21 protein-coding genes are annotated in these 25,045 nt (G+C 60.9%); 4 read left to right on the plus strand and 17 right to left on the minus strand.

All coding sequences use genetic code 11. The features are described from left to right. Window positions 1-34 precede the first annotated feature (34 nt). On the minus strand, window positions 35-1,309 hold the full coding sequence (locus QEN71_RS39510) for a hypothetical protein (protein ID WP_201649535.1): 1,275 nt from the start codon (window positions 1,307-1,309) through the stop codon (window positions 35-37). 805 nt (window positions 1,310-2,114) lie between these two features. Between QEN71_RS39510 and QEN71_RS39515 the strand changes: the two genes are divergently transcribed. After that, complete coding sequence (locus QEN71_RS39515; protein ID WP_201649533.1) at window positions 2,115-3,467, plus strand: epoxide hydrolase family protein; 1,353 nt, start codon at window positions 2,115-2,117, stop codon at window positions 3,465-3,467. Window positions 3,468-3,552: 85 nt separating this feature from the next. Here QEN71_RS39515 and QEN71_RS39520 read toward each other — a convergent pair whose 3' ends face one another. The 4 genes from QEN71_RS39520 to QEN71_RS39535 all read right to left on the minus strand — a co-directional run bounded on the left by QEN71_RS39520 (window position 3,553) and on the right by QEN71_RS39535 (window position 8,319). Then, the gene (locus QEN71_RS39520) at window positions 3,553-4,686 is read right to left on the minus strand and encodes an amidohydrolase family protein (protein WP_233471753.1); all 1,134 of its coding nucleotides are present in this window, start codon (window positions 4,684-4,686) and stop codon (window positions 3,553-3,555) included. Then, entirely contained in the window at window positions 4,683-5,990 is a 1,308-nt protein-coding gene (locus QEN71_RS39525) for an MFS transporter (protein ID WP_201649531.1), read from the minus strand. Before QEN71_RS39525 ends, QEN71_RS39520 begins: the two co-directional genes overlap by 4 nt. Window positions 5,991-6,073: 83 nt before the next feature. After that, the gene (locus QEN71_RS39530; protein WP_201649530.1) at window positions 6,074-7,342 is read right to left on the minus strand and encodes a CaiB/BaiF CoA transferase family protein; all 1,269 of its coding nucleotides are present in this window, start codon (window positions 7,340-7,342) and stop codon (window positions 6,074-6,076) included. After that, window positions 7,339-8,319, minus strand: a complete 981-nt coding sequence (locus QEN71_RS39535) for a hydroxymethylglutaryl-CoA lyase (RefSeq protein WP_201649528.1) — start codon at window positions 8,317-8,319, stop codon at window positions 7,339-7,341. Before QEN71_RS39535 ends, QEN71_RS39530 begins: the two co-directional genes overlap by 4 nt. Window positions 8,320-8,526: 207 nt before the next feature. On the opposite strand from QEN71_RS39535, the gene QEN71_RS39540 reads away from it, so the two are divergent. Continuing rightward, window positions 8,527-9,312: an IclR family transcriptional regulator gene (locus tag QEN71_RS39540; RefSeq protein WP_201649713.1), complete on the plus strand. Its 786-nt coding sequence runs from the start codon at window positions 8,527-8,529 to the stop codon at window positions 9,310-9,312. Between the two features lie 142 nt (window positions 9,313-9,454). On the opposite strand, the gene QEN71_RS39545 is transcribed toward QEN71_RS39540, so the two are convergent. The 5 genes from QEN71_RS39545 to QEN71_RS39565 all read right to left on the minus strand — a co-directional run bounded on the left by QEN71_RS39545 (window position 9,455) and on the right by QEN71_RS39565 (window position 12,630). Then, window positions 9,455-9,748 (minus strand): hypothetical protein, encoded by a 294-nt coding sequence (locus QEN71_RS39545; RefSeq protein ID WP_201649526.1) that lies wholly within the window; start codon window positions 9,746-9,748, stop codon window positions 9,455-9,457. 153 nt (window positions 9,749-9,901) lie between these two features. Next, window positions 9,902-10,735 carry an AraC family transcriptional regulator gene (locus tag QEN71_RS39550; RefSeq protein ID WP_201649524.1) on the minus strand — a complete coding sequence of 278 codons (834 nt, stop codon included), beginning with the start codon at window positions 10,733-10,735 and terminating at the stop codon, window positions 9,902-9,904. Continuing rightward, a complete protein-coding gene (locus QEN71_RS39555; protein WP_201649522.1) occupies window positions 10,732-11,454 on the minus strand; it encodes an NAD(P)H-dependent oxidoreductase in 723 nt (240 codons plus the stop codon). The genes QEN71_RS39550 and QEN71_RS39555 overlap by 4 nt, the downstream gene beginning before the upstream one ends. Beyond that, entirely contained in the window at window positions 11,447-12,181 is a 735-nt protein-coding gene (locus QEN71_RS39560) for an enoyl-CoA hydratase-related protein (RefSeq protein WP_201649521.1), read from the minus strand. Before QEN71_RS39560 ends, QEN71_RS39555 begins: the two co-directional genes overlap by 8 nt. Next, on the minus strand, window positions 12,178-12,630 hold the full coding sequence (locus QEN71_RS39565) for a DUF2000 domain-containing protein (protein ID WP_201649712.1): 453 nt from the start codon (window positions 12,628-12,630) through the stop codon (window positions 12,178-12,180). The genes QEN71_RS39560 and QEN71_RS39565 overlap by 4 nt, the downstream gene beginning before the upstream one ends. A 174-nt stretch (window positions 12,631-12,804) precedes the next feature. Here QEN71_RS39565 and QEN71_RS39570 point away from each other — a divergent pair, with 174 nt between their 5' ends. Beyond that, the gene (locus tag QEN71_RS39570) at window positions 12,805-13,818 is read left to right on the plus strand and encodes a catalase family peroxidase (protein ID WP_233471751.1); all 1,014 of its coding nucleotides are present in this window, start codon (window positions 12,805-12,807) and stop codon (window positions 13,816-13,818) included. Between the two features lie 67 nt (window positions 13,819-13,885). Here the strand turns inward: QEN71_RS39570 and QEN71_RS39575 are convergent, their stop codons facing one another. Further along, window positions 13,886-15,412 (minus strand): FAD-dependent oxidoreductase, encoded by a 1,527-nt coding sequence (locus QEN71_RS39575; protein ID WP_201649519.1) that lies wholly within the window; start codon window positions 15,410-15,412, stop codon window positions 13,886-13,888. A 226-nt stretch (window positions 15,413-15,638) separates the two neighbouring features. Here QEN71_RS39575 and QEN71_RS39580 point away from each other — a divergent pair, with 226 nt between their 5' ends. Next, window positions 15,639-17,138, plus strand: a complete 1,500-nt coding sequence (locus tag QEN71_RS39580; protein WP_201649517.1) for an argininosuccinate lyase — start codon at window positions 15,639-15,641, stop codon at window positions 17,136-17,138. Between the two features lie 14 nt (window positions 17,139-17,152). Here QEN71_RS39580 and QEN71_RS39585 read toward each other — a convergent pair whose 3' ends face one another. The 6 genes from QEN71_RS39585 to QEN71_RS39610 all read right to left on the minus strand — a co-directional run bounded on the left by QEN71_RS39585 (window position 17,153) and on the right by QEN71_RS39610 (window position 25,013). Next, entirely contained in the window at window positions 17,153-17,968 is an 816-nt protein-coding gene (locus tag QEN71_RS39585; protein ID WP_201649515.1) for a gamma-glutamylcyclotransferase family protein, read from the minus strand. Window positions 17,969-18,091: 123 nt separating this feature from the next. Further along, a complete protein-coding gene (locus QEN71_RS39590) occupies window positions 18,092-20,329 on the minus strand; it encodes a zinc metalloprotease (RefSeq protein ID WP_201649513.1) in 2,238 nt (745 codons plus the stop codon). A gap of 185 nt (window positions 20,330-20,514) precedes the next feature. Next, window positions 20,515-21,423 carry a DMT family transporter gene (locus QEN71_RS39595; RefSeq protein WP_201649511.1) on the minus strand — a complete coding sequence of 303 codons (909 nt, stop codon included), beginning with the start codon at window positions 21,421-21,423 and terminating at the stop codon, window positions 20,515-20,517. 136 nt (window positions 21,424-21,559) lie between these two features. Beyond that, entirely contained in the window at window positions 21,560-22,816 is a 1,257-nt protein-coding gene (locus QEN71_RS39600; protein ID WP_201649509.1) for an aromatic ring-hydroxylating oxygenase subunit alpha, read from the minus strand. Window positions 22,817-22,982: 166 nt separating this feature from the next. Then, window positions 22,983-23,900 (minus strand): LysR substrate-binding domain-containing protein, encoded by a 918-nt coding sequence (locus QEN71_RS39605; protein ID WP_233471750.1) that lies wholly within the window; start codon window positions 23,898-23,900, stop codon window positions 22,983-22,985. 108 nt (window positions 23,901-24,008) lie between these two features. Beyond that, window positions 24,009-25,013, minus strand: coding sequence for a glycine betaine ABC transporter substrate-binding protein (locus QEN71_RS39610; RefSeq protein ID WP_223957244.1), 1,005 nt, complete (start codon window positions 25,011-25,013; stop codon window positions 24,009-24,011). Window positions 25,014-25,045 lie beyond the last annotated feature (32 nt).

Below are 25,045 nucleotides of genomic sequence, written 5' to 3' on the forward strand. Positions count from 1 at the left end.
CGCATACGCCGTTCCCGATCGATTCGTGTGGGTATTACTTGTCGGGGTTGGCTTTAACGAAAGACGCGAACGCGCTGTACGGCGGATTCAGCGCGACACCATCTTTCATAATGCCGAACGTGTTGTTCCCGCTATCGAGGATGTAATACATCACGGACTGAATGTTGCGTGTTTTCCGCCCCTGATAAAAATTGCCCAGCGTTTTCGTAATGTAGTCCGCGCGATAGTCCTGCGCCTTCTCCGGTCCCGTGTTCCATTCCGTGATCATGAACGGCACGCCGTAGCGGGCCTTGCAATACGTCGGAAGATCGAAGCCCGGACCCGAGCCGTCGATTCCGATGTTGAAGATGTTGCCGTACACCTCGTAGTTGTGCCAGGTCGTGATGTCCCAGCGCACTTTCGGGTGCCCGCCCGAGCCGTCCGGCTGCATGCCGTCCCACAACGCGTCCGCTGCGCCGATATCGGCCACGCAGAAGTTGACGCCGCATTTCGCGGATGACTGCACGGCCTTCACGCCGTCGATCATTCCACGCAGCATCCCGCGCATGACGGGCCAGTTCAGGTTATTGAAGTCGAGTACTTTGGTGCCGGCGTTGGTGAAGTCCAGAATCGTCGCTTTTTGCCGCGTCAATTCGTTGCCGCATTCGTACATCGTGACGCCGTATTGCTTGAGTGCATTTGCAACGGACATGGCGGCCTGCAATCCGCGGTTGTATGCGGAAGACTCGCTCGGGAACAGAGCACCGTTCGAATCGTAAAGGCCCACGTTGATCAGCACCAGCATCGAAATTCCATTCGACTGGAACGCTTGCGCCAGTTTGGAGACGGCTTTGATCTGGTCGGGATCGTCGGTACATCCGACGCGGTAGGTCGTGCAGCCAATCCCCTTCAGGATCGATACGAGCTTCGTCGGCGAATACGTGTAGTCGTAGTGTCCGTTGATCCCGTAGAACATTCCCGCCGGTGCTGCGACATCGACACGCGGATCGCTGCACGGCAGCCAGGTGTCGAGATCGGCACACACATAGAACTGCCCGCCCGTGCCGATGTGCCACATCTTTCCGCCGTACCAGAGCAACAGCGATACGTTATACGTGTTGCCCACGGTCATGCCGTTGCGATACACGACGCCTTTCTTGACTGTCCAGCTCGAGCCCGTCTTGTCGATGATGACGGAGGCCGAGGGAATCGTCGTGCCGTCAGGCGACGCTCCACTGGCTACGGCTCCGAAAGCTTGTCCATACGTGCCCAGAAGGTATCCGCCACCCAGAGCCGTCATGCTGCCAAGAAATTGACGTCGCTTAATCATCGCAAGTGAGTTCTCTCGAGAAAGTTGTGAAGAAAAAAGTGTGATGGTCGAGCGGATCTACGGACGTGAGCATTCCACGATTATCAAGTTGTACTTATTGATAACCGTAATGACTCGCGTTCTTCGATGCGGGGAAATGGCGGCTAGAAAATCGCCCGCTCTACGATGTGACGCTCCATGCGATACGCAAGTCCTGTTTGCGTATGCAAAAAAGGGGGCCTGCAACTCGTTCGCACTCGCCCGTTCGACCGGGGTAAATAGTACCCGTCTAACGATTTGATTTACATACTTCCGGACGGGTAATCGTCTAATTAGCGAGATTCTTTCCAATGTTAATTTCTGGAAAGGAAATTCCGCCTTAATGACAGATTTGAGAAAAGGCGTTTTTGTCGTACACAGTCGGTTTGCTTCGCGAACCGGTATTTATTGGACTTATTGCGCTGCACGCAGAGCATACTTTGCATCAAAGACGCGGGCTGCGGAGAATCGTGCCTGTGCGGCTCGCTACGTGAAGTCACAATTACCGACCGCACGGCGACGAGAAAGCGATGAAATTTTGATCGCGACGAGAATATCTTTTCGGAATCGACCCCGGAACGCGATCTCGATGCAGGCGCGCACGCCGATACGCCGCCCTTCCCTTTGTATCCCGACGTATCGACAAAACAGATACGGATACGCGCGCTTACACACCGCCCACCTTCCGACACGAGTGGGATACGTTCACCCGCTCAAATACGCCCATCGCGAGCATTGCATCGCAGACGCGCAACGCAACGCGCAGATCAAGGCAGGAGACGAATCCATGTCTAACGACACACCCCCATCCTCATCGCGCCGCCATTTCGTCGGCATGGCCGCTGCCGCGCTCGCTGCGGGCTCGCTGAGCAGGCTGGCTTTCGCGGACACGAGCCCGGCCATCGGCAAGATCACCGAACCCGCGAACGGCGACAAGACCGCGATCCGGCCGTTCCGCGTGCACGTCCCCGACTCGCAACTCGTCGACATGCGACGTCGCATCAAGGCCACGCGCTGGCCGGATCGCGAGACGGTGCCCGACGAATCGCAAGGCATTCAGCTCGCGACCATTCAGGGACTCGCGCAATACTGGGCAACGGGCTACGACTGGCGCAAATGCGAGGCGCGGCTCAACTCCTATCCGCAGTTCATCACTGAGGTCGACGGACTTGACATTCATTTCATCCACGTCCGCTCGAAGCACGAGAACGCGATGCCGTTGATCGTCACGCACGGCTGGCCGGGCTCGATCATCGAACAGTTCAAGATCATCGACCCGCTCGTCAATCCGACTGCGTATGGCGCACCGGCTTCGGATGCGTTTCATCTCGTGATTCCGTCATTGCCAGGTTACGGCTTTTCGGCGCGACCAACGACAACGGGCTGGGGACCGGAGCGCACCGCGCGCGCGTGGGTCACGTTGATGAAACGCCTTGGCTATGAGCGCTTTGCGTCGCAGGGCGGTGATCTGGGTGGCATCGTCACGAACATTATGGCGAAGCAGGCGCCGCCCGAACTGATCGGCATTCATGTGAACTTCCCTGCCACCGTTCCGGCTGAGATTCTGAAGTCGCTGGTCGCGGGCGACGCGATGCCTGCCGGACTGTCGGATGAGGAAAAACACGCGTACGAGCAATTGAGCGCCAACTTCAAGAAGAAGCGCGGCTACGCTGTCGAAATGGGCACGCGCCCGCAGACACTGTACGGACTCGCCGATTCGCCCATCGCACTCGCGTCCTGGCTGCTCGACCACGGCGACGGCTACGGTCAGCCCGCAGCGGCGCTGAGCGCGGCCGTACTCGGTCATCCCGTCAACGGTCACTCGGCAGGCGCGCTGACGCGAGACGACATCCTCGATGACATCACGCTTTACTGGCTGACCAACACCGGCATCTCGGCGTCACGCTTCTACTGGGAGTCGCACTCGAACTTCTTCCTCGCCGCCGACGTCAACGTGCCGGCCGCTATCAGTGCATTTCCCGGAGAAAACTATCAGGCGCCGAAAAGCTGGACCGAAAAGGCCTATCACAACCTGATTTACTTCAACAAACCGGAAACGGGTGGTCACTTTGCGGCATGGGAAGAACCGATGATCTTCGCGAATGAAGTGCGCAACGGGTTGAGGCCTTTGCGTACCTGACGTGCGAAGCGCTCCGACGCGCATGCGTCGGAGCGCTTGCCGACTGCGGTAAAGGCCGGGCCTTCGCCGCAGTCACTTCAACGACTCATCCCAGTCGATAAACCTTCGACACCGTTCCCCGAAACAGCGCTTCCCGTTCATTCGCACTCGCATCCGCGGTTAATCGCTTGAACGCATTCCAGCCGTTGCTATACGGATAAGAGCCCTTGTCTACCGGGAAATTGCTCTCGAACATGCAACGGTCGACGCCGAAGGCTTCGATGCATGTGTGCATCCACGGCTTCCATGCTTGTGCAAGTTGCGTCGACGACGGCGGCAATTCGCCTTTCTCGAAGTCGAATCCATTGATGCGCATGCCGAGTCCGCCCACCTTCACATACACGTTGGGCAGTTGCGCCAGTGCACGCATCGAGCGCGACCAGCTTTCGAACACCTCTTTGCGTTTATCTTCATAGCTCGCGATCCGCACGACACCACCGCAGTGATTGATGATGATCGGCGTGTCGGGATTAGCCTTCGCCAGATCGAACAGTTCTGGCAACTGCGGGAAAAAGAGCCACGCATCGTAAGACAGCCCGAGCGGCGCAAGCTGCGCGACACCCGCACGATAGTCGCGATCAAGCAGCAATCCACGCGGTACGGCCGATAGCGGATTCACGAGCGTCTGGTCCGCGTCCCACGTGACGAGGTGACGGACGCCTCGAAAGCGCCCCTGTGCGGCCTGAAGATGCGCTTCGAGAACTTCACGCACCGCTGCGCCGCGCCGCAAATCCGCATGGCCGACCATGCCTCTCGCGACCTGCGGCTTGCGCGACTGCGTCGGCGCGGTCGCACCGATCACATATTCCGTCTCGCCAACAGGCCGCAGTTCCTCGGGTCCCGACTGTCGATAACGCGTGAGCGCCTGCATGTACACGGAAGCCGTGATGTTGTGCCCGGATTGCGCATCCTGAAGATATTCGTCTAGCAGATACGTCCAGCCCGGACGGTCGTAGAAGTGATGATGCGCGTCGATGATCGGCATCGCCGGTTCGAGCGCCGGCTCCGTGCCGGCGGCGAGCCATTCGGATCGAACAGGCAGATAGTTGCTGGTCGGCTTCATGGTGCGTGTCGTGTCGTTGGCGAGTGCTTGCGTGGCGGCGACGGCGGGCATCGCGATCGTCGCTGCGGCGGCGCGAAGAAGCTGGCGACGCATCGTCGAATGAGCGTGTCGTGTCATCGTTCGCCCCGGTTGAATGCGTAAAGGGAAAGCGTCAGCAGCGTCGTGATGCCGAGCACGATCGCGAGACCGAACATCCCGGCGGTGAACGTGCCGAAGCTGTCCTTCAGGTAGCCGACGAGATACGGACCGGCAAACCCGCCCAATGCACCGATCGAATTGATCAGCGCCAGTCCGCCAGCGGCCGCCTGACCGGAAAGAAAGCGCGCAGGCAGCGTGTAGAAAATCGTGCGTCCCGCGATCGTGCCGATCAGGGCCAACGTGATGCCGACCATCGCGGGCAGCAGTTGATGAAAGTACGTCGAGACACCGAGCGCAATCGCACCGATGAAAAGCCCTGCAGCGAGGTTCGCAATGTGGCCGCCTTTGCGATCGACGCGTTTAGCCCACCACAGCAGTGCGATAGTCGCGAAGAAGTACGGCACGGCGGAAAACCAGCCCGTCTGCGTGACGCTCATGCCGTGCGCCTTGAGCATCTGCGGCAACCAGATGCCGATGCCGTACGAGCCCATCGTGAAGCCGAAGGAGATCATGGCGAGCACATAGACGCGCACATCCTTGATCGCCGCGCGAAAGTCCTTCTTCTTTTGTCCCGACGATCCTTCGCGATCGAATGCAGCTTGCAGCGCGTAGCGCTCTTCGGTCGACAGCCATTTCGCATCGGCAGGTTTATCTGCAAGCAGCTTCAGAACAAGGTACCCGAGCAGACACGCGGGAAGACCTTCGACGATGAACATCCATTTCCAGCCCGCGAGTCCAAGCATGCCGTCGAGGTGAAGAAGCCACGACGACAACGGACCGCCGACCAGCGACGACAACGGCGTCGAGACCGTGAACCACGCGAGGACGCGCGTCCGGTAGCTGGCAGGAAACCACACCGCGAGAAAGAAGATGACGCCGGGGAAAAAGCCCGCTTCGCCAATCCCGAGCAGCAGACGGATCACGTAGAAGCTGGTCGGCCCCACGGCGAGCGCGGTGGCCGCGGCCATCAAGCCCCACGTGATCATGATGCGCGCAAGCCAGCGACGCGCGCCGAATCGGTAAAGCGCAAGATTGCTCGGCACTTCGCAAATGCAGTAGCCCGCGAACATGATCCCCGCGCCCCAGCCGAACTGCGTTGCCGTCAAGCCGAGGTCGCGGTTCATCGTCAGCGCCGCGAAGCCGACGCTGGTGCGGTCCAGATAGTTGAAGAAATACGCGAGTGCAAGCAGCGGGATAAAGCGCCATGCCGCTTTTCTGACTGCCTGCTGTTCGAGGGTGGTCGGCGTCTCGGCCGTCATACCCGAAGAAGAAACGGATGTCATTGTCGTCTCCAGACAATGCGCTGCCATCGCCGACTGTCGTGCAGTCGGTGTTGCGCAACGCTTCCTTGTGGTGTGTTGCGTGGTCAGGCGCTAGCCAGCTCGTTGGCGGAAGGATTCGAATGGTCGCCCGTTTGCGGGTTCTGACATCGAACGACACCCGCATACACGAGTTGCCGCAGTTCGTCGTCGGTGTAGCCGAGTTGCGTCAACAGCGCGCGAGTGTCCTGCCCGAGCGCGGGTGGCGCGGCGCGCAGCCGCAAGCGCTCGCCGTCGAGCGTGAGCGGCAGCAGCGCGGTTCGCGTCGATACGGCTTCACCTGCGCCGCTCGCATCGGCTGGCAACGTCACATCGGCGAGACCGCCCGTAGCGAGCAGATGCGGATCGTCGAACAGATCCTGCGGCTTCGTGATCGGCGCGTACGGCAAGCCGATGCGTTCGAAAATCGTGCTGATTTCCGCAGCAGTGAACGCCGACATGTGCTCGCGAAGTTGCGGCAGCAGCCAGTCGCGCGCCTGCACGCGCTGATTGTTGGTGGCGATCCGTTCGTCCGACTTCAGCTCGGAAAGATCGAATGCATCGCAGAACAAGGCCCATTGCGTGTCCGACACCACCGCCAGAAAAATCTGTTCGCCGTTTTTCACGGAGAAGACGTCATACACGGCCCAGGCTGAGATGCGGCTCGGCATCGGAGCCGCAGCCTTGCCCGTCACCGCGAACTGCATCATGTGCTGCGCAACCAGAAACACGTTGTTCTCGAACAGCGCGCTCTGCACTTCCTGGCCCTTGCCTGTGCGCTCACGCTGTGCGAGCGCAGCCATTGCGCCGATCGCGCCGAACATGCCGCCCATGATGTCGTTCACGCTCGTGCCCGCGCGCAGCGGCCGTCCTTCGGGGCCCGTCATATAGGCAAGTCCGCCCATCATCTGCACGACTTCGTCCAGTGCGGTCCGATGATCGTAGGGACCGGGCAGGAACCCTTTGTGCGAGACATAGATCAGCCGCGGATTCATCTTCGAGAGCGCCGCATAGCCGAGCCCGAGCTTGTCCATCGAGCCGCTCTTGAAGTTCTCGCTAAAGATGTCTGCACCGGCGAGCAGTTTATGTACGACCTCGATGCCGCGTGGATCCTTGACGTCGACGGCAATGCTTTTCTTGTTCCGGTTGAAGGTGCCGAAGAACCCCGCCCCCGATCCGCGCAGAGAGCGCGTGCTATCGCCTGCGATCGGCTCGATCTTGATCACTTCAGCGCCCAGGTCCGCCAGCACCATGCCGCAAGTCGGGCCCATCACCATGTGCGTCATCTCGACGACGCGTACGCCGCTGTACGGCAGCGTTTGATTCGTCTCGCTCATTGCGGCACTCCCAGCAAACATCCTTCCGGTTGCGGCGCGCTCGGCGCGCGTCCGTCGGCATAGGCGAAACCCTTCGGCAATCCGGCGTCCTGCACATGTCCGTACAGTGCCTCATCCGGTAATGCCTCAATGAGAATCGCGCGTGCCGCGACAAGAGCGTCGATGTCGATGCCCGTGTCATAGCCCATTGCTTCGAGCAGAAACGCCAGGTCTTCCGTCACGATGTTGCCGGTCGCGCCCGGCGCATACGGGCAGCCGCCGAGGCCTGCCTGACTCGCGTCGATGGTCGTGACGCCCGCGTCCAGCGCGGCGACGACGTTCGCCAGGCCCTGACCACGCGTGTTGTGAAAGTGCGCGCCGCCCGCCTTGCCGCCGAGTTCCGCCTGCAAGCGTCGAAAGAGTCGACGGACCTGCGTGGGATTCGCATAGCCGCTGGTGTCGGACAGGCCCACTTCATCGACGCCGCATTCGGCCATCGCGTGACACATGCGCATCGTCTGATCGTCGCTGACCGTGCCGGCGATCGTGCAACCGAACGCGACCGACACGCCCGCTTCGATCTGCACGCCAGGGAACTGCGCGTCGCGCAACGCGACGATCTCGCGCACTTCCTGGATCATCTGGCTCGTCGTTTTGCGGATGTTCGCCATCGAGTGCTCGTCGGTGACCGACACCGGCAGCGTGACCTTGTGCACGCCCGCCTCGAACGCGCTCTGCGATCCGCGCAGATTCGGCGCAAGAACCGCAACGTGCAGACCGGGGATCGTCAGTGCATGCGCGACGACTTCGTGGATATCCGCCATTTGCGGCAACAACCGCGCGGGCACGAACGAACCGACTTCGATTTCCTTCAGCCCTGCCGCAGCGAGCGCGGAAATCCAGCGCAGCTTTGTCGACGTCGGCATGACGCTTTTGATGCTTTGCAACCCATCGCGCGGGCCGACTTCGCTTACGAGAATCTTCGGCGTTGAGGACATTTCATGTGACTCCAAGGTTTTGGCTGCTCGGCGTTCTGTTAGAAAGAATATCGTTCTGGCTGACGGAACTATAGGCGCGATATGGCAGCGTTTTAAGGTGGGTATACCCGAGTTTTTGCAGATTTTTAGAACTTGTGTTCTGCGGAACAGAACGCTAAAGTGAGCCGCATGGAAAATTCAGGAAGGAAAACGGACGTGTCCTCTGAGATGCAGGAAGCGGGGGCTTCGGAGTCTTCAGCCGCTAGCGAGGCGTCGAGCGGCGTCGCGGTGCTGGATCGCGCGTTCGCGATCCTCAATGCGTTCGGACCGGGCGACAGCCGCCTGTCGCTCGCGGAGCTTTCGCGCCGGACCGATCTGTACAAGAGCACGATCTTGCGTCTGCTGGGTGCGTTGGAGCATGGCGGATTCATCCGCAAGCTGAACGACGGGCAATACGCAATCGGGCCTCAACCGTTGCGTCTCGCCGCGCTCTATCAGCGTTCGTTCGATGTCGGACCGGTCATCGAGCCGATCCTTCAGCAACTGAGCCGCGATCTTGGCGAAACCGCTTCGCTTTACGTGCGGCAAGGAGACCAGCGGCTCGTCCTGTTCCGCGTCGAACCTGCGCGTGCCGTGCGCGTTTCCATTCATGTGGGCGAAGCGTTTCCGATCGACAAAGGCGCTTCCGGCAAAGTGCTGCTGGCCTTCACCGATACGGATGACGCACGCTGGGATACCGTGCGCGCACAGCTGTGGGCGGTCTCGCACGGGGAGCGCGATCCTGAAACCGCGTCCGTTTCGGTGCCGGTATTCGGGGCAACGGGGGAACTGGTCGGTGCGTTGGCGTTGTCGGGACCGAAAGCGCGATTCGACATGGCATCGACGTTCACTACGGCGTTGACCGCGCTACTCGCAGCGGCGAAGCGCGCGACGTTGACGTTAGGCGGTCAGGGGACGCGCTTCGATGCGAGTATTGAGGCGATGAATCGGGATGGGTTTCGGGTGGGTGAATAGGCTTGCTTCGAGTTATCACTGGCGCGATAACGCGTTGGTGGTTTTGATAATCTTCTTAGGCAAACTAAGGTTTTAGGGAAATGTGAAACTCCGGGCCAAAGCGCTTTGCGCTCGTTGTGCCCGGAGTAGGTTCTAGCAGTTGCTACTTGACCGGCGACGCTGTGCTCGGAGTCGCCAATGTGTTATTGACGCCATAGGCGCTGGTACCAGGCGTCGAACTACTGCTCGTACTCTTCTGCGTACTTGAATTCGACGACCCCGCGCCCGTGCCACTATCCGAGTTCGTAGCGCCAGGTGTGCCGTAGCCGCTCGTTGCATGCGCGGCCGGCGATACCGTGCTCGGCGTCGCAAGCGTATTGTTGCTCTGTGCATAAGCACCGCTCGACAGTGCGAGTGCGGCGACAGCCGCGATCAATGTGCCCCTTGCTTTATCCACGATTCGCTCCTCCATTATTTGACTGGATTTCGGACGCAAGCGGTCTACACGCAAAGCGCGGTCGGCCTCTTGCAGTTCACGATAAGTCTAGGAAAGCTGTCATTGATAATTAAGTGCATTGTTCGCAAGGAATAATTGCTATTCCCGCAGTTATCAGGAAAACGCAGCCTGATAAACCTTCGGCGTCACCCCCGTCTGCTGCTTGAACACACGCGTGAAATGCGATTGATCGGCAAAGCCAGTTCTCGCACCGACTTCCGCAATCGGTCGGCCGGTTCGCAGCATGGGCATCGCGTGACGCACGCGTTCCTGCTGCTGATAAGCATGCGGGCTCATCCCTGCTTCTCGCTCGAATGCACGCAGCAGTACAAAAGGCGTCACGCCGAACTCACTCGCGAGCGTCGATAGCGTTACGCGTTCAAGGAAATCCTCACATAGACGGCTTTTGACCGCGCGCACCAGAGCGGGCTCCCTGCGCACCACAGGCAAATCGCCGGCGCGTGCAGCGTGCCGCGCACGCAGTCCGACGACAGCACACGCGAGCGCTTCACTGCGCTTGAACGGATCGTCGTCGACTTCGGAGCACCAGTTCACGCCGTAGAGATAGCGCGACAGTTCCGGGTCGACGATAAACGGGCTCGCCACTTCGAAGCGTTCGCGCCGGGGAACGCCAAGCCGCTCGCAATACGCAGCAAGTGCTGCAGGCTGCACATGTTCGACGCGCATCTTCCAGTGACCATCGCCAGCGGCAACGCCAGAGTGCACCACGTCTGCATCGATGACGATCACATCGCCTCGACGGCACAAGCGGCGTTCTTGCCGGACCTCGACTGCAAGTGTTCCGCCCGTGATGACCGCGAGGCAATGCGTGTCATGCGTGTGCGGCGGATACCGGTGCGCGACGAACTGGCCTTTCAGCATGACGGCATCCATCACGTCGGGCGCGCGCCAAAGCTTGACGGAGGGTGTCGGCGATGTGGCTTTCATCTTGATGCGACCTGAGTGCGCGGACGAAAAACATCATCATAATCCTCGAGACCCGGCATGGTCAGCGACGGCTGCGCGTCGAGCGTTTCGACGAAATCGCGCCAATGCGCAAGCGTATCCGCTCGCTCTGAAGGCGAACAGTACGGAACATGCCACGCGAAGAACGGATCGAGCACTTCATAGCCGACATACCCGAGCGTCCCCTGCAACAGATGACGCAACATGCCGCCTGCGAGTTCGCCATGAATCGCGTGCGCGCCGAACATGTGTTCCCGTCCACCGAGCGTCACGCCGATCACGGCCCGCTTGCCGGCCATGCCACCGCGTCCGTAGATCCGCTTGCCGCCATACAGTGCGCCCGACAGAAAGCAGCGGTCTATCCACCCTTTGATGAGCGCGGGCACCGAGAACCAGTAGAGCGGAAACACCAGCATCAGGATGTCGCTGGACATCAACGCATCGACTTCACGCTGAATGTCGGGCGCAACGGCGTTGTGCTCGAGCGCATGACGCTGCTCAAGTGCATACACGAGATAGTCGCGATCGGCGCGCTCGACGAAATCGCTTGCGCGGACGACGGGATCGAAGTCGAGCGCATACAGGTCCGAAAAGCTCACGTCGTCGCCGCGCAATGCAAGCAGCCGACGCGCTTCATGAGCCATTGCCGTGCAGAAGGAACGAGGCTCGGGATGAGCATGGACGATGTGAACTTTACGCATGAGGAACCGATCTCCATGAAACGGCTGGAATGCACGCATTCAAATGAAAAAGCTCGCTCGCGATCGCTTCGTGCGCCGATCGCATGGCGCCCTCCCGCAACAGACGCCGTGTCGCTTGAAGCGCACTCGGCGGCTTCGCGGCGAGGCGCTTCGCGTAATCGCGAGCGGTTTCTTGAACCTTCCCGTCACACACCACGCTCGAAATGAAGCCACGTTGCAAGGCCTCCGCAGCCTCGACAGGGCGACCGCTCATCAACCAGTCACGCGCGACGAGATCGCCGACACGCCGTGCCAGCAACGCCGTCGCGCCCGCTTCAGGGACGATGCCGAGGTCGGCGAATGGAAAGCGGAACGTCGCGCTCTCGCCGACAACCACGTAGTCCGCGTGCAGCAGCATCGTCGCGCCGAAGCCCACCGCTGCGCCGTTGACGGCGGCGACGAGTGGCACGTGTTGATCGGCAAACGCGTTGATACAGCGCGCAACCGCACCGTCGGCAGCCTGCGGCCAGAGCGCGCCGAATTCGGCTGTGTCGTGGCCCGAGCAGAAGCAATCGTCGGTGCCATGCAGCAGCACACAATGGACGCGTACGTCGCTCTGCGCGAGCTGCAGCGCATTCGCCAGCGCATCGAACATCGTGCCGTTGAGCGCATTGCGCTTCGCCGGGCGATCAATGCCGATCGACCACACCTGCCCGTCGAGTTCGGCTGAAATGTTGGCGGTCATCATGCGAACAGCGAAAAGCCGCCGACCAGCTTATTGATCCTGTTCCTCGGTCCGACGAGACCGACTGCGAGGTACAGCAGCGAATCGCCGGGGAGCGCTTGAACGGCATCGAGAAACGCCGCGTAATCCGTCGTGGCCTGTCCTTGCACGGGAAAGTCCACCACATCGCAATGTGCCAACGATTTCCGGCGAAGCTCGCCCAACTGTTTCGCCGTCGCCTTGAGCACGGAAATGCCGACAGGAATGAGTCCGGGGTGTGCCGTACCGTCGCGCTCCCGCAGCGGCGCGCCCACAAGATGACTGTGCCGCTGCCCCAGCGTGAACGCGACCACGGCTGCGGCATTCGACGCTTTGCCCGGCGACAATGCTTCGTCCACGACGATGACACAGCGCTCGGGCTTTTGCGGAGTCTCCGCTTCGGTTGAAGAACCTGCTTCCGTTTGCAATAACAATTCCAATCTCCTGAGAAAAGCCCTGGAGACGATGCTAGGGAAGATCCGGCGGAAAGTATTGGACGATTTTGCAGCGGTTGTCATTGGCCATCCGATCGCCCCGAAGACCGTTTCCTGCGATTCATAAGTGTTTGTCCGAACCGTCAATTCGAATTCGACTCCAAACCGCCTAGAGTGAATGCTGAGTTTGATCGGCGGCAGCCCACTCAATTCATCCGGAGCGTCTACATGAGACTCGCACCATCGGAAAACCCGGCACCCTCGGCAGCACCCGACGAAGACTATTCCGCGCTTGCCAGCGAGATCGTCGACATCTTCTACAAGATCTACGGCAACCATCCCGGCTTTCGCGTCAATCACGCGAAAGGGCTCGTCGCGCAAGGCCATTTCGTCGCCGCGCCCACAGCGGCGGCACTGAGCCGCGCCGCGCTTTTCGATGGCAGCACCATTCCCTTCACCGTGCGGTTTTCGAACGACGGCGGCTTTCCGGCCATCCCGGACGGCGCGCCCGGCAACATCAAGGGCATGGCCGTCAAGTTCCATCTGCCCGGCGGACGCGAAGTCGACATCGTGATGCTGGCCGTCAAGACATTTCCGATGGCAACGGGAGAGGGTTTTCGCGATCTGCTGTGGGCGATCAGCGAGAGTCCCGAAGGCGCACCCAAACCGACCGCACTGGATGAATTCGCCGCCAGCCATCCGACCGTTTCCGCATCGTTCGATACGGCGGGTACGCCGGACAGCTTTGCGCACGAACAGTACTATGGCCTCAATGCCTTTATCTTCGTCGACGGGGACGGGCGCAGGCAGGCGGTGCGATACATCATGGCCCCGGAAGAAATCGTCTATCTGAGTGCGGAAGAAGCCGCGCAGCAATCTCTCGATTTCCTTATCGACGACTTGCCGCAGCGCATCGCGAAGAAGCCGGTTTTATTCCATCTCACTGCGCAACTCGCCGAAGCCGGCGATCAGACCAAAGACCCAAGCGAGCCGTGGTCCCGCGATCATCGGGTGGTAGACCTGGGCGTGCTGACCGTGGACAAGGTTCTGGTCGACAGCCGGGAGGTGCAGAAAGATCTCCTCTTCCTGCCGACCAACCTCACTGATGGAATCGAGTTATCCGATGACAGGATGCCCCTCATCCGCACTGCGGTTTACGGGGTCGCGTTTGCACGACGCACTCGCTGATTACCCACATGGCGATGAACCGGCGTAGCGGTTGCATGCCGGTTCGCCATCGATATATCAAACTGAGTCAAACTGAATCGCTCTCCATCTCGACTTCCGCCCGCAGACTGTCGATGTCGCGATAGATCGACGCTACCGCGAGCACGCGTCCGTCGCGCAGATAGCGCAGCACACAGTCGCGCCCTTCGATACTGCCGTCCACCGAAATCGCGTCCCAACTCTCCGCATGCCCGACGTAGTTGATCGGCACATCGTAGTGCTGGCTCCAGAAAAAGGGCACGGCGTCGAACTTCTCTCGCCCGCCAATCATGTTCATCGCCGCTGTTTGCCCCTGACGCTGCGCGACCACCCAATGCTCCGCGCGAATCGCCGCGCCACTATGCGGATCGGGCCAGCGAGCGATATCGCCGGCAGCGAAAATGCCGGGCACGCTGGTTTGCAGGTACGCATCGACCGTCACGCCCCGGTCGATCGCGAGTCCCGCCTGCTCGGCCAACGCCAGCCGTGGTCGAACGCCCGCGCCGACCACCACGAGATCCGCGTCCACCCTGCCGCCTGCTTTCAGCGACACGCCGTTCGCATCGATCGCACTGATCGTGTTCTCCAGATGAAAAACGACGCCATGTTCCTCGTGCAATTGCCGCACGAAATCACCCATCTCCGGACCTAGCACACGTTCCATCGGACGACGGTCCGGCGCCACGACATGGACTTCGAGTCCGCGCGTGCGCAATGACGCAGCCACTTCCAGGCCGATGAAGCTGGCCCCGACCACGACGACGCGCCGTGCATTCGCCGCGCCGGCGATGATCGCGCGACTGTCGGCCAGCGAGCGAAGCGTATGCACATGCGGCAGGTCCATGCCGGGAATCGGCAAGCGAACCGGTTCGGCGCCCGTCGCCAGCAGCAAGCGATCGTAGGGCACCTTGCTGCCATCCGACAGTTCCACTTCCTGCGTCGCAGTGTGAATGCGTACGACGCTGACCTTCAGCCGCAGATCGATGCGTTGATCTGCATAAAACGCGCTATCGCGCAGCGGCAGCCAGTCCTCCGGCGCACTGCCCGCGAGATAGTCTTTGGAGAGATTCGGCCGGTCGACGGGCGCGGCGTCGTCGTCACTGAGCATCGTGAGATTGCCCGCGTAGCCGAGTTGCCGGAGACGCTCGGCGGCAGCAAAACCGGCAGCCCCACCGCCCACGATGACGATCTTCTGCGGCGCTTGACCCGGTACTTCGATCGAACCCGAAGATGGCGCAAGCCTCTGCAGCACGAAGACCTTTCCGTCTCGAACCGCGGTGGACCAGCACCCGACAGGACTCAGCCCCGGCGCTCGCAGCGCCGCGCCTGTTCGCAGGCTGAAACACGCGTGATGCCACGGGCAACGTACCGTGTCGCCGACAATCAGCCCTTCGTCGAGCGGCCCGTGATAGTGCGTACAGGCGGCATCCACGGCGAGGAATTCGTCACCGACGCGCGCAATCATCACCCTGTCGTCGCCGACATGACCCGCCTGCAGACCCGAGTCGCCGAACGATTCGATGGCAACGCCTTGCGTCAGATCGGGACCGTTTTCGTTTGTTGCGTCGCTGCTCATGTCGACCTCGCGCGTTTTCATGTGCGTCAAATTACCTTAGGCGAAAAGCGGCGCGAACGCACAGAAGGGTGCGACACAGGCTCTCCGGTTCAGACCAACGCACGGCTTCGACTTCGGGAGACGAGTCCTGACGCGAAAATCAGCGATTACAATGCTCGCTCGGCCAGAGCCGCAAAACTATTCAAAACAGGTTGTTCCCACTGGAACGACAAGGACGATCGAGACAATGCTCAGAAAGAAGGTAATCCCGCTCGCTTTCACGATTCTTCTCCACGCATTGCCAGCGAGCGCGCAGCAGACGACGAACCGTGACGAGTTTTACTGGCTGGGCGAAATCAACAAGGCTACGGCCGTCATCAACACGCAAGAAGGCCTGCTGGACAAAACATTGACGCCGGGCATCGCGGCCGGGCTCGCCAAAGTGCTTCACGACGGCAATCAACCCGGCGGCAAGCGCCCTTCCACCGTCATCACGTTCGAGCCGCTGCTGATCCAGGCCGCAGGAATGGACGTCACACTGCTGCACGCGGGACGCTCGAGTCAGGACATGCACGCCACGTATCGCGCCGCCATCTTGCGCGACGACATGCTCCGCCTCGCCGACCAGCTGAACAAGACGTCCACGACACTCGTGACGCTCGCGCAGAAGCATGAACACACCATCGTGCCGAATTACACCAATGGCGTTGCCGCGCAGCCGAATAGCTACGGCCACTATCTCCTTGGCTACGCTGCAGGCCTCGATCGTGACGCTCAGCGCATTCGCGAAGCATATGCGCGCATCGATCTGTGCCCGATGGGAACGACAGTTCTGAACGGCACGAGCTGGCCGTTGGACCGCACTCGCATGGCGCAATATCTGGGCTTCGCCGACATCGTCGATAACGCCTACGATGCCCATCAGATCGCCGCGGTCGATCATCCGGTGGAAGTGGGTTCGATCGTCACGAGCATCGCGCTTCATGCGGGCAGCTTCATCGAGGACGTCATGACGCAATATGCGCAGCCGCGTCCGTGGATTCTTCTTCAGGAAGGCGGCAACAACACGTACGTGTCGAGCGCGATGCCGCAAAAGCGCAATCCGGGCCTGTTGAATTCGACACGCGCGGATGCATCGACGGCGATCACGCTGGCGATGGGGCCGATCATGCGTGCACACAATCTGCCGCCCGGCATGCCCGACGCAAAGGAAGTCCGCGACAACAAGGAAATGGTGAACAGCGCCATTACCGTCTTGCGCAAGTGGGACGATATCCTCAAGGCGCTGGTGATCGATCAGGGTCGAGCACTGGACGAACTGAACAGCGACTGGACAGCATCGCAGGAAGTCGCCGACGTGCTGATGCGGAAGTACAAACTGCCGTTCCGGCTGGGACATCACTTTGCGTCGGAGGTCGTGGAATACGCGAGAGCACACGATATCAAGCCAAGCGATTTCCCCTACGATCAGGCGAAGCGAATCTACGCCGAAACGACCAGCGGCTATGGCAATGGCGTATTGCCGATGAGCGAGGAAGAATTTCGCTCGACGCTCAATCCGGTCGCTATCGTCAACAATCGACGTACCGTCGGCGGCCCTCAACCGGCTGAGATGGAGCGCATGCTGACTGAGGCGAAGGCGAAGCTCGCGCAACAGGACAAATGGGTGACAGAGAAGCGCGGCAAGATCGATTCATCGTTGGCCGGGCTCGATCGTGACTTCGACAAGCTTCTGACGGGTAAGTGATCTTCGGGCACTGCCTACCGGCTCCGCTCCGTCCGGGGACACACATCGCCTTTGCGTTTGGCGATCGCAGCGACGGTCGATGCATAGTCCTCGGAAAACGTCCGCTGCCCGAAGCACGGCGCGGATGTCGCGAGCAGTGCATCGACCTTTGCGAACTGCTTGTCGAACACCCACGGACGCCGCGCGAGCGTGCGATCGTTGAGCCAGTACGGACTCCAGTCCCGCGTGGTCTCGATGATCTCGCGCGCGAACTCGGGTCCGTATTCGAGCCCGCCTTCGATCACCACATCGATATACGACTCGACGAGTGGAAACCGCGCATCCGGCACGGGGAGTCCTTCGCCGGGCGCCTTGCCTGCGGCCTTCGGCACGTAGACCCAGACGGTCCCCTGTGCGGGCAGCGGCTGCCACGACACGGCCTCGATGAGCGCGCGAGGCACTTCGACACGCACGTATCCCTTCTCGCGCTCATCGAATGCGGACATGTCGTTGCCGGCAGCGGGATAGATCACGCCATTGATCGTCATCGGCGCTTCGCCCTCGACGGGACGCCGCAGCCCGAGCGCCGTGAACCCCGATCCCGCGCGGTCGCTCCAGCTGCGCACATAGCCGAACGCCGCCGACACGCGCACCGGAATCGCCGCAACCGGCTTGCCCGCTGTCGCGTCGCGCGATGGCGTGTTGATGAGCGAGCCGTAGCCGAAGATGAACTGCGTCGGTTGATCGGGAAGACGCGTTCCCCAGAAGTCGCCGCTGGTCTGCGCATGCGCCTCCGGGACAACGAGCGCCAGTGCTACGACAAATCCTCGAATCATCGCCATCGCCGACATTGTCAGGTCTCCGTGTAGCGGACAGTCATCCACAGGTTTCAACCGTCGATCTTCCATTGTTGTCCGGAGAGTCGTCAACATTCGAAGGTTGCCGGTTGTGCCTGCGTCCCCGCCGCCTACCCGCTAATCACGGCTCAACCGCCTCGGCGCGAGTCCCGTCGACGACACCCAGAAACGGCTCGACACGCGGCTCGTGCCGTGTTCGTCGCAAACCGTCAGCGTCGCGATATGCTCGCCCTCCGCTACGGGAGGCGCGACCCAGAGATCGCGTCCGCGCCCGACCTCGATACCGTCGATCGACCAGATGTGCGTATCGTCCGGGAGCGGCTTCGTTCCCGCCGACATGCCGCTTCCCCACAGCCTCATTCGCGAATGACCCGCCACTGTCGCGGTTTGCAGCGGCCAGTGAATCGCGGCCGTCGGCGCGCGCTGCGGCACAGTAATCTCGACGCTTTCCGAAGTCGCCGTATGAAAACCGTCGGACGCAAGTACCGCTACCCAATGGCGGCCCGGCGCGATAACCGCGAGCGGCACGCTGGTTTTCGTCGACTGTACGCGCAACTCGAGCAGGCGCCATGTTTTGCCTTCGTCGCTGGAAATGCGCAGATGCGTTTCGAGATCCCGGCCGCGAGGCGTCTGCCATTCGAGAGAAAGGCCGGCGTCCGTCACTTCGGCGCGAAGCGCCTTGATTGCCGGCGCCTGGTCGGGCGCGTCGCGACTCCACAACTTCTCTTCGCCGCGAACGATACGCATGGTCGCGGCGTGAGCCGAATCCGGCACGACCGCCGTGACAATGCGAGGACAGGCCCCGTGCGGGTCATGACAGCCGCATCCGCACGAACTTGCGCCGTGCCCGCATCCGCAGCCGTTGCCGCAGGCTGAGAGCGGTTGATGACGTAGCGCGCCAGCACTGACGACCTCGCCATTCGAATCGAGAATCTCGAGCCGTTCTTCGCCGGCAATGCCGCCGCCCACGAATGCATCGAGCCGAAGGACCGAGCGCACTTCCAGCTTGCCATCCTGCAACAGACCGGATACGACAATCGCAGGTTTGAGTTCGGCCCGGCTTGCTTCATGGACCAGGTATTCCTCGACGGGATTCGGGTAGGGCAAGTCTCTCGGCAGCCAGTATCGACGATACAGCTTCGAGCTATCCCACCACGGCGGCCGGTCGCCTGTCGATATGTAGCGCGGATTGAACCAGCTGCTGCCGATCTGCGCCTTATAGTGATAGAGCGATGTCCAACGCGGTCCGCAATACGACATGTAGTCCTTTGCGGTCGCGGGATCGTAAAGCGCCCCATTGCTGATGTCGAGGCCGAATTCACCGATGCTCGCAGTGCGTGCGCCCGGCGTGTCGTACGGTTCGTACGCAGGATATCCCGGATCGGGCGTGCCCACGTTCCCGCATGGCGCGTGCGGAAAGCCCTGATAGTGACCGAGTTCGTGGGCCATCGTGACGCCGTCTCCCGCGATGCCAGCGCTGACGTCGCCGCTATCGCATCCGATCACAGGCCCATCCGGCGTTCCTACCGGAAGCAAGCCGTAGTACATGAAGTCCGGGTGATCCCCGGCGATCATGCCGTCGACCACCTTGGCGATATGCAGCCAGAACAGCAGATCGTTCCAGCCCGTCGAGCAGCCACCCGCGGCGGCGGGCGCGCCCGCCAGCGTCTCTGACCACGTGAATATGCCGGCGAGCGAAATACTGGGCACGTTTTCGACCGGATAAGTCAGCATTGTCCATGTGGCCGTGTTCGCGAAGTCGGCAGCCGTCGTCGGGCCGAGCTGCACCTGATTGCCCGCGGCGTCCTGCCCCCAGTAGCGAATCGGGATGCCGCGTATCTGCAGGGTTTGAAGCAGCGTGGCGTCGACGTTGATCGTGCGGCTTGCTGCGTTTCCCGATGCCGGTTGAATCGATGCGACGAGCCGGAAACTGCCGTGCATCTGATCCGCGGGAATCACGAAGTTGAGCGTGTTGCCCAGCGATCCTCGGACGGTAGCGTATGAATCCGCCGGATCGAAGTTGACCGTTGCCGGCCATTGCCCGATGGGCGTGAACGTGTTCTCCCATACGCCCAGGCCATTCCGGCGTTGCAACGAAAGTGTTCCGGCAATACCGTGATGCTCGATAAAACCGCCGACGTAGATGCGCACCCAGGCAGGCTTGTTGGCGACCAGCGTGACGCCGTTGTCGGGCCCGCGATCGGCCGGATCGGTCAGGTGGCGGCTGGCCTCGAACCACTGAATGGCCTGCGTGACTTCGACACCCGCGACGTAGACCAGCGACAGCTTGAAGATATCGCGGTCCTTGATGAATTCGCTGATGAGGTCGATGGGAAGATGCGTCAGATCGGGCATGGCTCGCTCCTTCGATACGCGCTGCGGGTTCGACGAGAGGAGAGGCCAGGCGGAGTGCCAGGTATGGCTTGCCGATTCAATCCGGCCCCGTGCTGTAAGACGAACGTCGGGTGCCGTTTTGGAAGTCGTCGGGATCGGGCATCGCGGAAACGGCGCGACGCGCTGACGCGAGCACGCGAGTTCGCTCAGACTTCGCCACCCGACACAGGTGCAATCACCGCTCGCTGCCGGGCGATCTGAACGAGCGCAATGCTCGCAAAGACGAGAGCGATGGCGATCAGTTCCAGCATCCCGAACCGCTCGCCGAGCGCCCAACCGATCAGCAAAGTCACAGCGGGAGCCAGGTAGTTTGCACTCGACGACGCAACCGCACCGAGTTGCTCAAGCAAGTAGTAATAGATCAGGAAGGCCACGCCTGTGCCCAGAACGCCGAGCCCGACGATCACACCTGCCGTCGCGCGCCAGTCCTGAAGCAGACGCCCCATGCCCGTAAAGTCCGTGCAAAACGACAGAATGAGCAGCGCCAGGCCCATTTGCCATGTAGCGAGAGCGATGGGCGGCAAATTGGCCGGCGACAAGAATACACGGACGTAGATATAGGAAAGTCCGAGTACGCTCGCACTCGCCAGCAACCACAGGACACCCGCCGCACTGATCGCGCCGTCGCCGTCCTCCCATGGACGCGCGATCAGAACGATACCCAGGAAGCCGAGCACCACGGCAGTCGCCATCACGACTGTGAGTTTCTCCGTTCGCAGCAGAACCAGAGAAAAAACCGCTGTGAACAGTGCAATCGATCCGCCTAGCACGCCGGCAATGCCGAGCGGAACCAGCGCCGTGCCTTTGATGATCGCGATGAAGTAAAAGGCCGTTGCGCCTGCCGCCATGATCAGAAAATGCGGCAGCAGCCGCATCTGCGCCCGCGTAATGGCTCGCTGCTGCCACGCCGCGAGCGCGAGCGGCAGGAAGCCAAACAAGACCCGCAAGAACGCCACCTGAACGGGACTGATGAGATCCGTGGCCCATTTCATGTAGACGAGATTCATGCCCCCGAGCAGGCCGAGGAGAAGGAAGGCAACCGTCGATAGTTTCATGGCTCGTCTGGTGGCAATGAGACGACAAAGGACGGGCCGGGCCCGTCCTTCCTTCGTGAAGCAGATGCTTTCCTGCGCAAGCAGCGACCTATGCGCGTTGGACTCGTGTCGACCCAACGGACATGTATCGGCGACGTCAGATCCCGTGCGCTTTCAGACGCCCCGAATACCAGTCGACGAACTGATCGACGTAGGTCTCAGTGGACGGAGAGTACGGTCCCGGGATATAGCCGGGATCCTGCGCGCCACGATGATTGATTGCGACCAGGCTCGCGTCTTGAGCGTTCGTCGCAACCCACACCTCGGTCAGCTTCGTGAGGTCGTAGTCCACGCCTTCTACCGCGTCGGCGTGGACCAGCCACTTCGTGCGAACAAGGGTCTTCTCGGGAGTGAGCGGGATGATCCAGGAAATCATCGCGTGGTCGCTCATCACATGCGTCCACGAGTTGTGCGTCCACATATGCGTGTCGCCAAGATCGCGGCGGGTGAGATTGCCCAGCAGTTTCTGACACGCGACCTTGGTGTCCAACGTCTGCGACTCGCCGTGGCCTGCGATGAGAAGCCGCTCGGTGCGGAAATGCGTGGCAACGTCTCCGCTGAGTTCCTCGACGGCTGTGCATACCCATCCGTCGCTTTCCCAGTTCTTCTGGGTGTCGGCGTTGAGCCTGTTATAGGCGTCGAGCGCTTTTCGTCCTTCATCGTCCATGTCGTCGGCGCTGGCGCCTGTGGATTCCGGCAGAAACGACATCGTCAACTCCGGATGTCCCGCTTCGCAGTGGTAGCACTCGCGGTTGTTCTCCATCACGAGCTTCCAGTTGCCGTCTTCGACGATTTCGGACTCGAAGGCAATCTTCGTGTTCTGCAACTCGTAAGGGGCGAAACGCGGCGTCATCGTTTCTTCGAGCTTCGCGATGTCGGCCGGCGGCTCGTCCGCGAAACACACCAATACATGTGTGCCGACAACCTTCAGATGCACCGGCCGCAGACTGCGACAGGTCGGATCGAAATCCTTCCCCATGTGCCTGGTGTGTCGCAAGCTGCCGTCGAGATCGTACGTCCACTGGTGATACGGACACACGAGCATGCCGACCGTCGACTTCCCGGCTTCCTTCAGACGCGCGCCGCGATGGCGGCACACATTGCGATACGCGCGAATGTTCTCGTCGTCATCGCGCACGATGATCACCGACGCCCGGCCGATGTCGACGACGGAGACGTCGCCCGGTTCCGGCACATCCGCCGTCACGCCGACCACGATCCAGTGCTTGTGGAAAAAGATATCGACGTCGGTATCGAACACATCCTGCCGGCTGAAAACCTCTCCGGGCAATCCGCACCCGGGTTCGCGGCTTCGAACGAGCTCACCAAGAGGCTTCAATACGAACTCAGACATCGTCTATCTCCAACGTTCAGGGGTATCGGGAATTCGAATGTTCCCGCGTTACCCTTGAGTATTGGAGTGCCCAGAAAGGTCGTCAATGCGCTTTATTTTCGCGGACGTATTACTTTGATTTATAGGTGCGAGGTATCCGCGCGATCGGCCTTCCTGAAAGCACATATCAGGACAGCCCGACTGAATTCCTTAACGCTTCGATCAGCGTTTCGATTGTCGGCGACATCGGTTTGCCGTGCGGCACGACCAGATAGTAGGCGTCGTTCAGCGTGATGGACGCGCTCGTCAGACGTACGAGTTCGCCCGATGCGACGTGTTCGTGCAGCAGACTGCCAAAGCCCAGCGCAACGCCCTGTCCGAGCCGGGCCGCCTGGACGGCATCCGTATAGAGACACGTACGCACACCGTATTTGAGCCGGGTTGGAGGCGCGCCCACGGCGCGGAACCATTCTTCCCAGGTCAGCCAGCCTTCCGACGTCGGGTCGTACGCGATCAGCGTCATGTTCGCGAGTTCTTCCAGCGATGCAGGCGCACCGTACTCGTCTTTCCAGCCCGGCGAACACACGGGAAACACCTGCTCGCCGAACAGCAGATGCGATGTTCCATCGCTCCACCGGCCGTTGCCCCAGCGAACCGCCGCATCGACTTCGTTGTGACGCAGGTCCGCCATGAACATCGTCGTCGTGAGGCGAATACGCAGGCCAGGCTGCACACGCTTGAGCCGCGTGAGACTCGACATCAGGCGGAAATGCGAGAACGCAGCCGTCGTTGCGAGCACGAGTTCTTCGTCCTCGATTCCCGTCGACAGGCGGTCGAACACGCCCGCAATTTTCCCCATTGCTTCCGCGACGACCTTGTACAGCGCGTCGCCCTCGCCCGTCAGCGTGGTCGTGCGATGCAGCCGGTCGAGTAGCCGGACGCCGAGCGTCTCTTCGAGCAACCTGACCTGCCGGCTGACGGCGGCCTGCGTCACGCCAAGCTCGGCGGCGGCAAGTGTGAAGCTTCGCAACCGCGCGACTGCTTCGAATTCGACTAGCGCCGTGAGCGAGGGTATCAGCCGCCGATAACCTTTTGCGCCGTCCATAGCTGCTTTCATCGTGAGCACAGGGAAATAGTTCTTCTGCAAATGACGCCGAGGGGACGGCAATCGTCCCCCCGGAAACTCGCGTCTTGAAGCGAGGCGCTGGCGCTTTTATAGCGACGCCTTGATCTTTTCCGCGGCGGCCGGCGTCACCCACTTCGTCCAGATTTGCGGCTTCTCTTTCAGAAAGTGCTTCGCGGCGTCCTCGCCCGTCGCCTGATTATCGGTCATCCATGCCATGACTTGCTGAACATCGGCTGTCGTAAAAGTACGCGTATCCAGATACTTCATGACATCAGGACTTGCCCTGTCGGCGAACGGCTTCGAGACCAGCGTGAGCAGACGGCTTCCCGGCCAGCCGGTCGGTTTCGGGTCGGGACAGCTTGCCACCGTCGTGCAACGCTTCCACTCGGCCTGATCGATGGGCACACCCTCGCTCAGCCTGACCATTTTGTATTTGCCGAGCAGCGACGTCGGCGCCCAGTACACACCGAGCCAGCCCTGTTTGCGTTCATACGCTTTTACGAGCGAGCCATCCAGACCGGCGGCAGAACCCGTATCGACGAGCCGGAAGCCTTTCTGTTCTGCGCCAAACGCCTTGTACAACTGCGCTGTATTGACAGTGATGCCCCAGCCCTGAGGTCCGTTGTAGACCGCGCCTTTGCCGGGATTTTCCGGATCCGGGAAAAGCTCGGGATGCTTCAGCGCATCGGAAATCGTCTTGATCTCGGGATGCGCGTCCGCGACGTACTTCGGGATGTACCAGCCGTAGACGGCGCCTTCCTGAATGACGTGGCCCGCCAGAACGATCTTCTTCGAATCGATGCCCTGCTTGGCAACGGCAGGCAGCAAATCGATTGCGCCCTCCGGCACGATATCCGGCTTGCCTTTGTCGACCATCGACGTGATGGTCGGCACGGTATCGCCGACGACGCTATTCACCGAACAGCCGTAGCCTTCCTGAAGAATGACCTTGTCGACAGCCGCTTCGAGTTCCGCGCTCTGCCAGTTCATGCTTGCGATCGTCACGTTTCCGCAAGCGGCAGCGTTGGCTTGTGAGCTTCCGCAGAAAATCCCGATAGCGACGAGCGCCGCCCCTAGAAATGTCGATTTCATTGCAGTTTCCCAAAAAGTTTCCGGAGCTTCGC

Source organism: Paraburkholderia sabiae (genome assembly GCF_030412785.1).
GTDB classification, from domain to species: domain Bacteria; phylum Pseudomonadota; class Gammaproteobacteria; order Burkholderiales; family Burkholderiaceae; genus Paraburkholderia; species Paraburkholderia sabiae.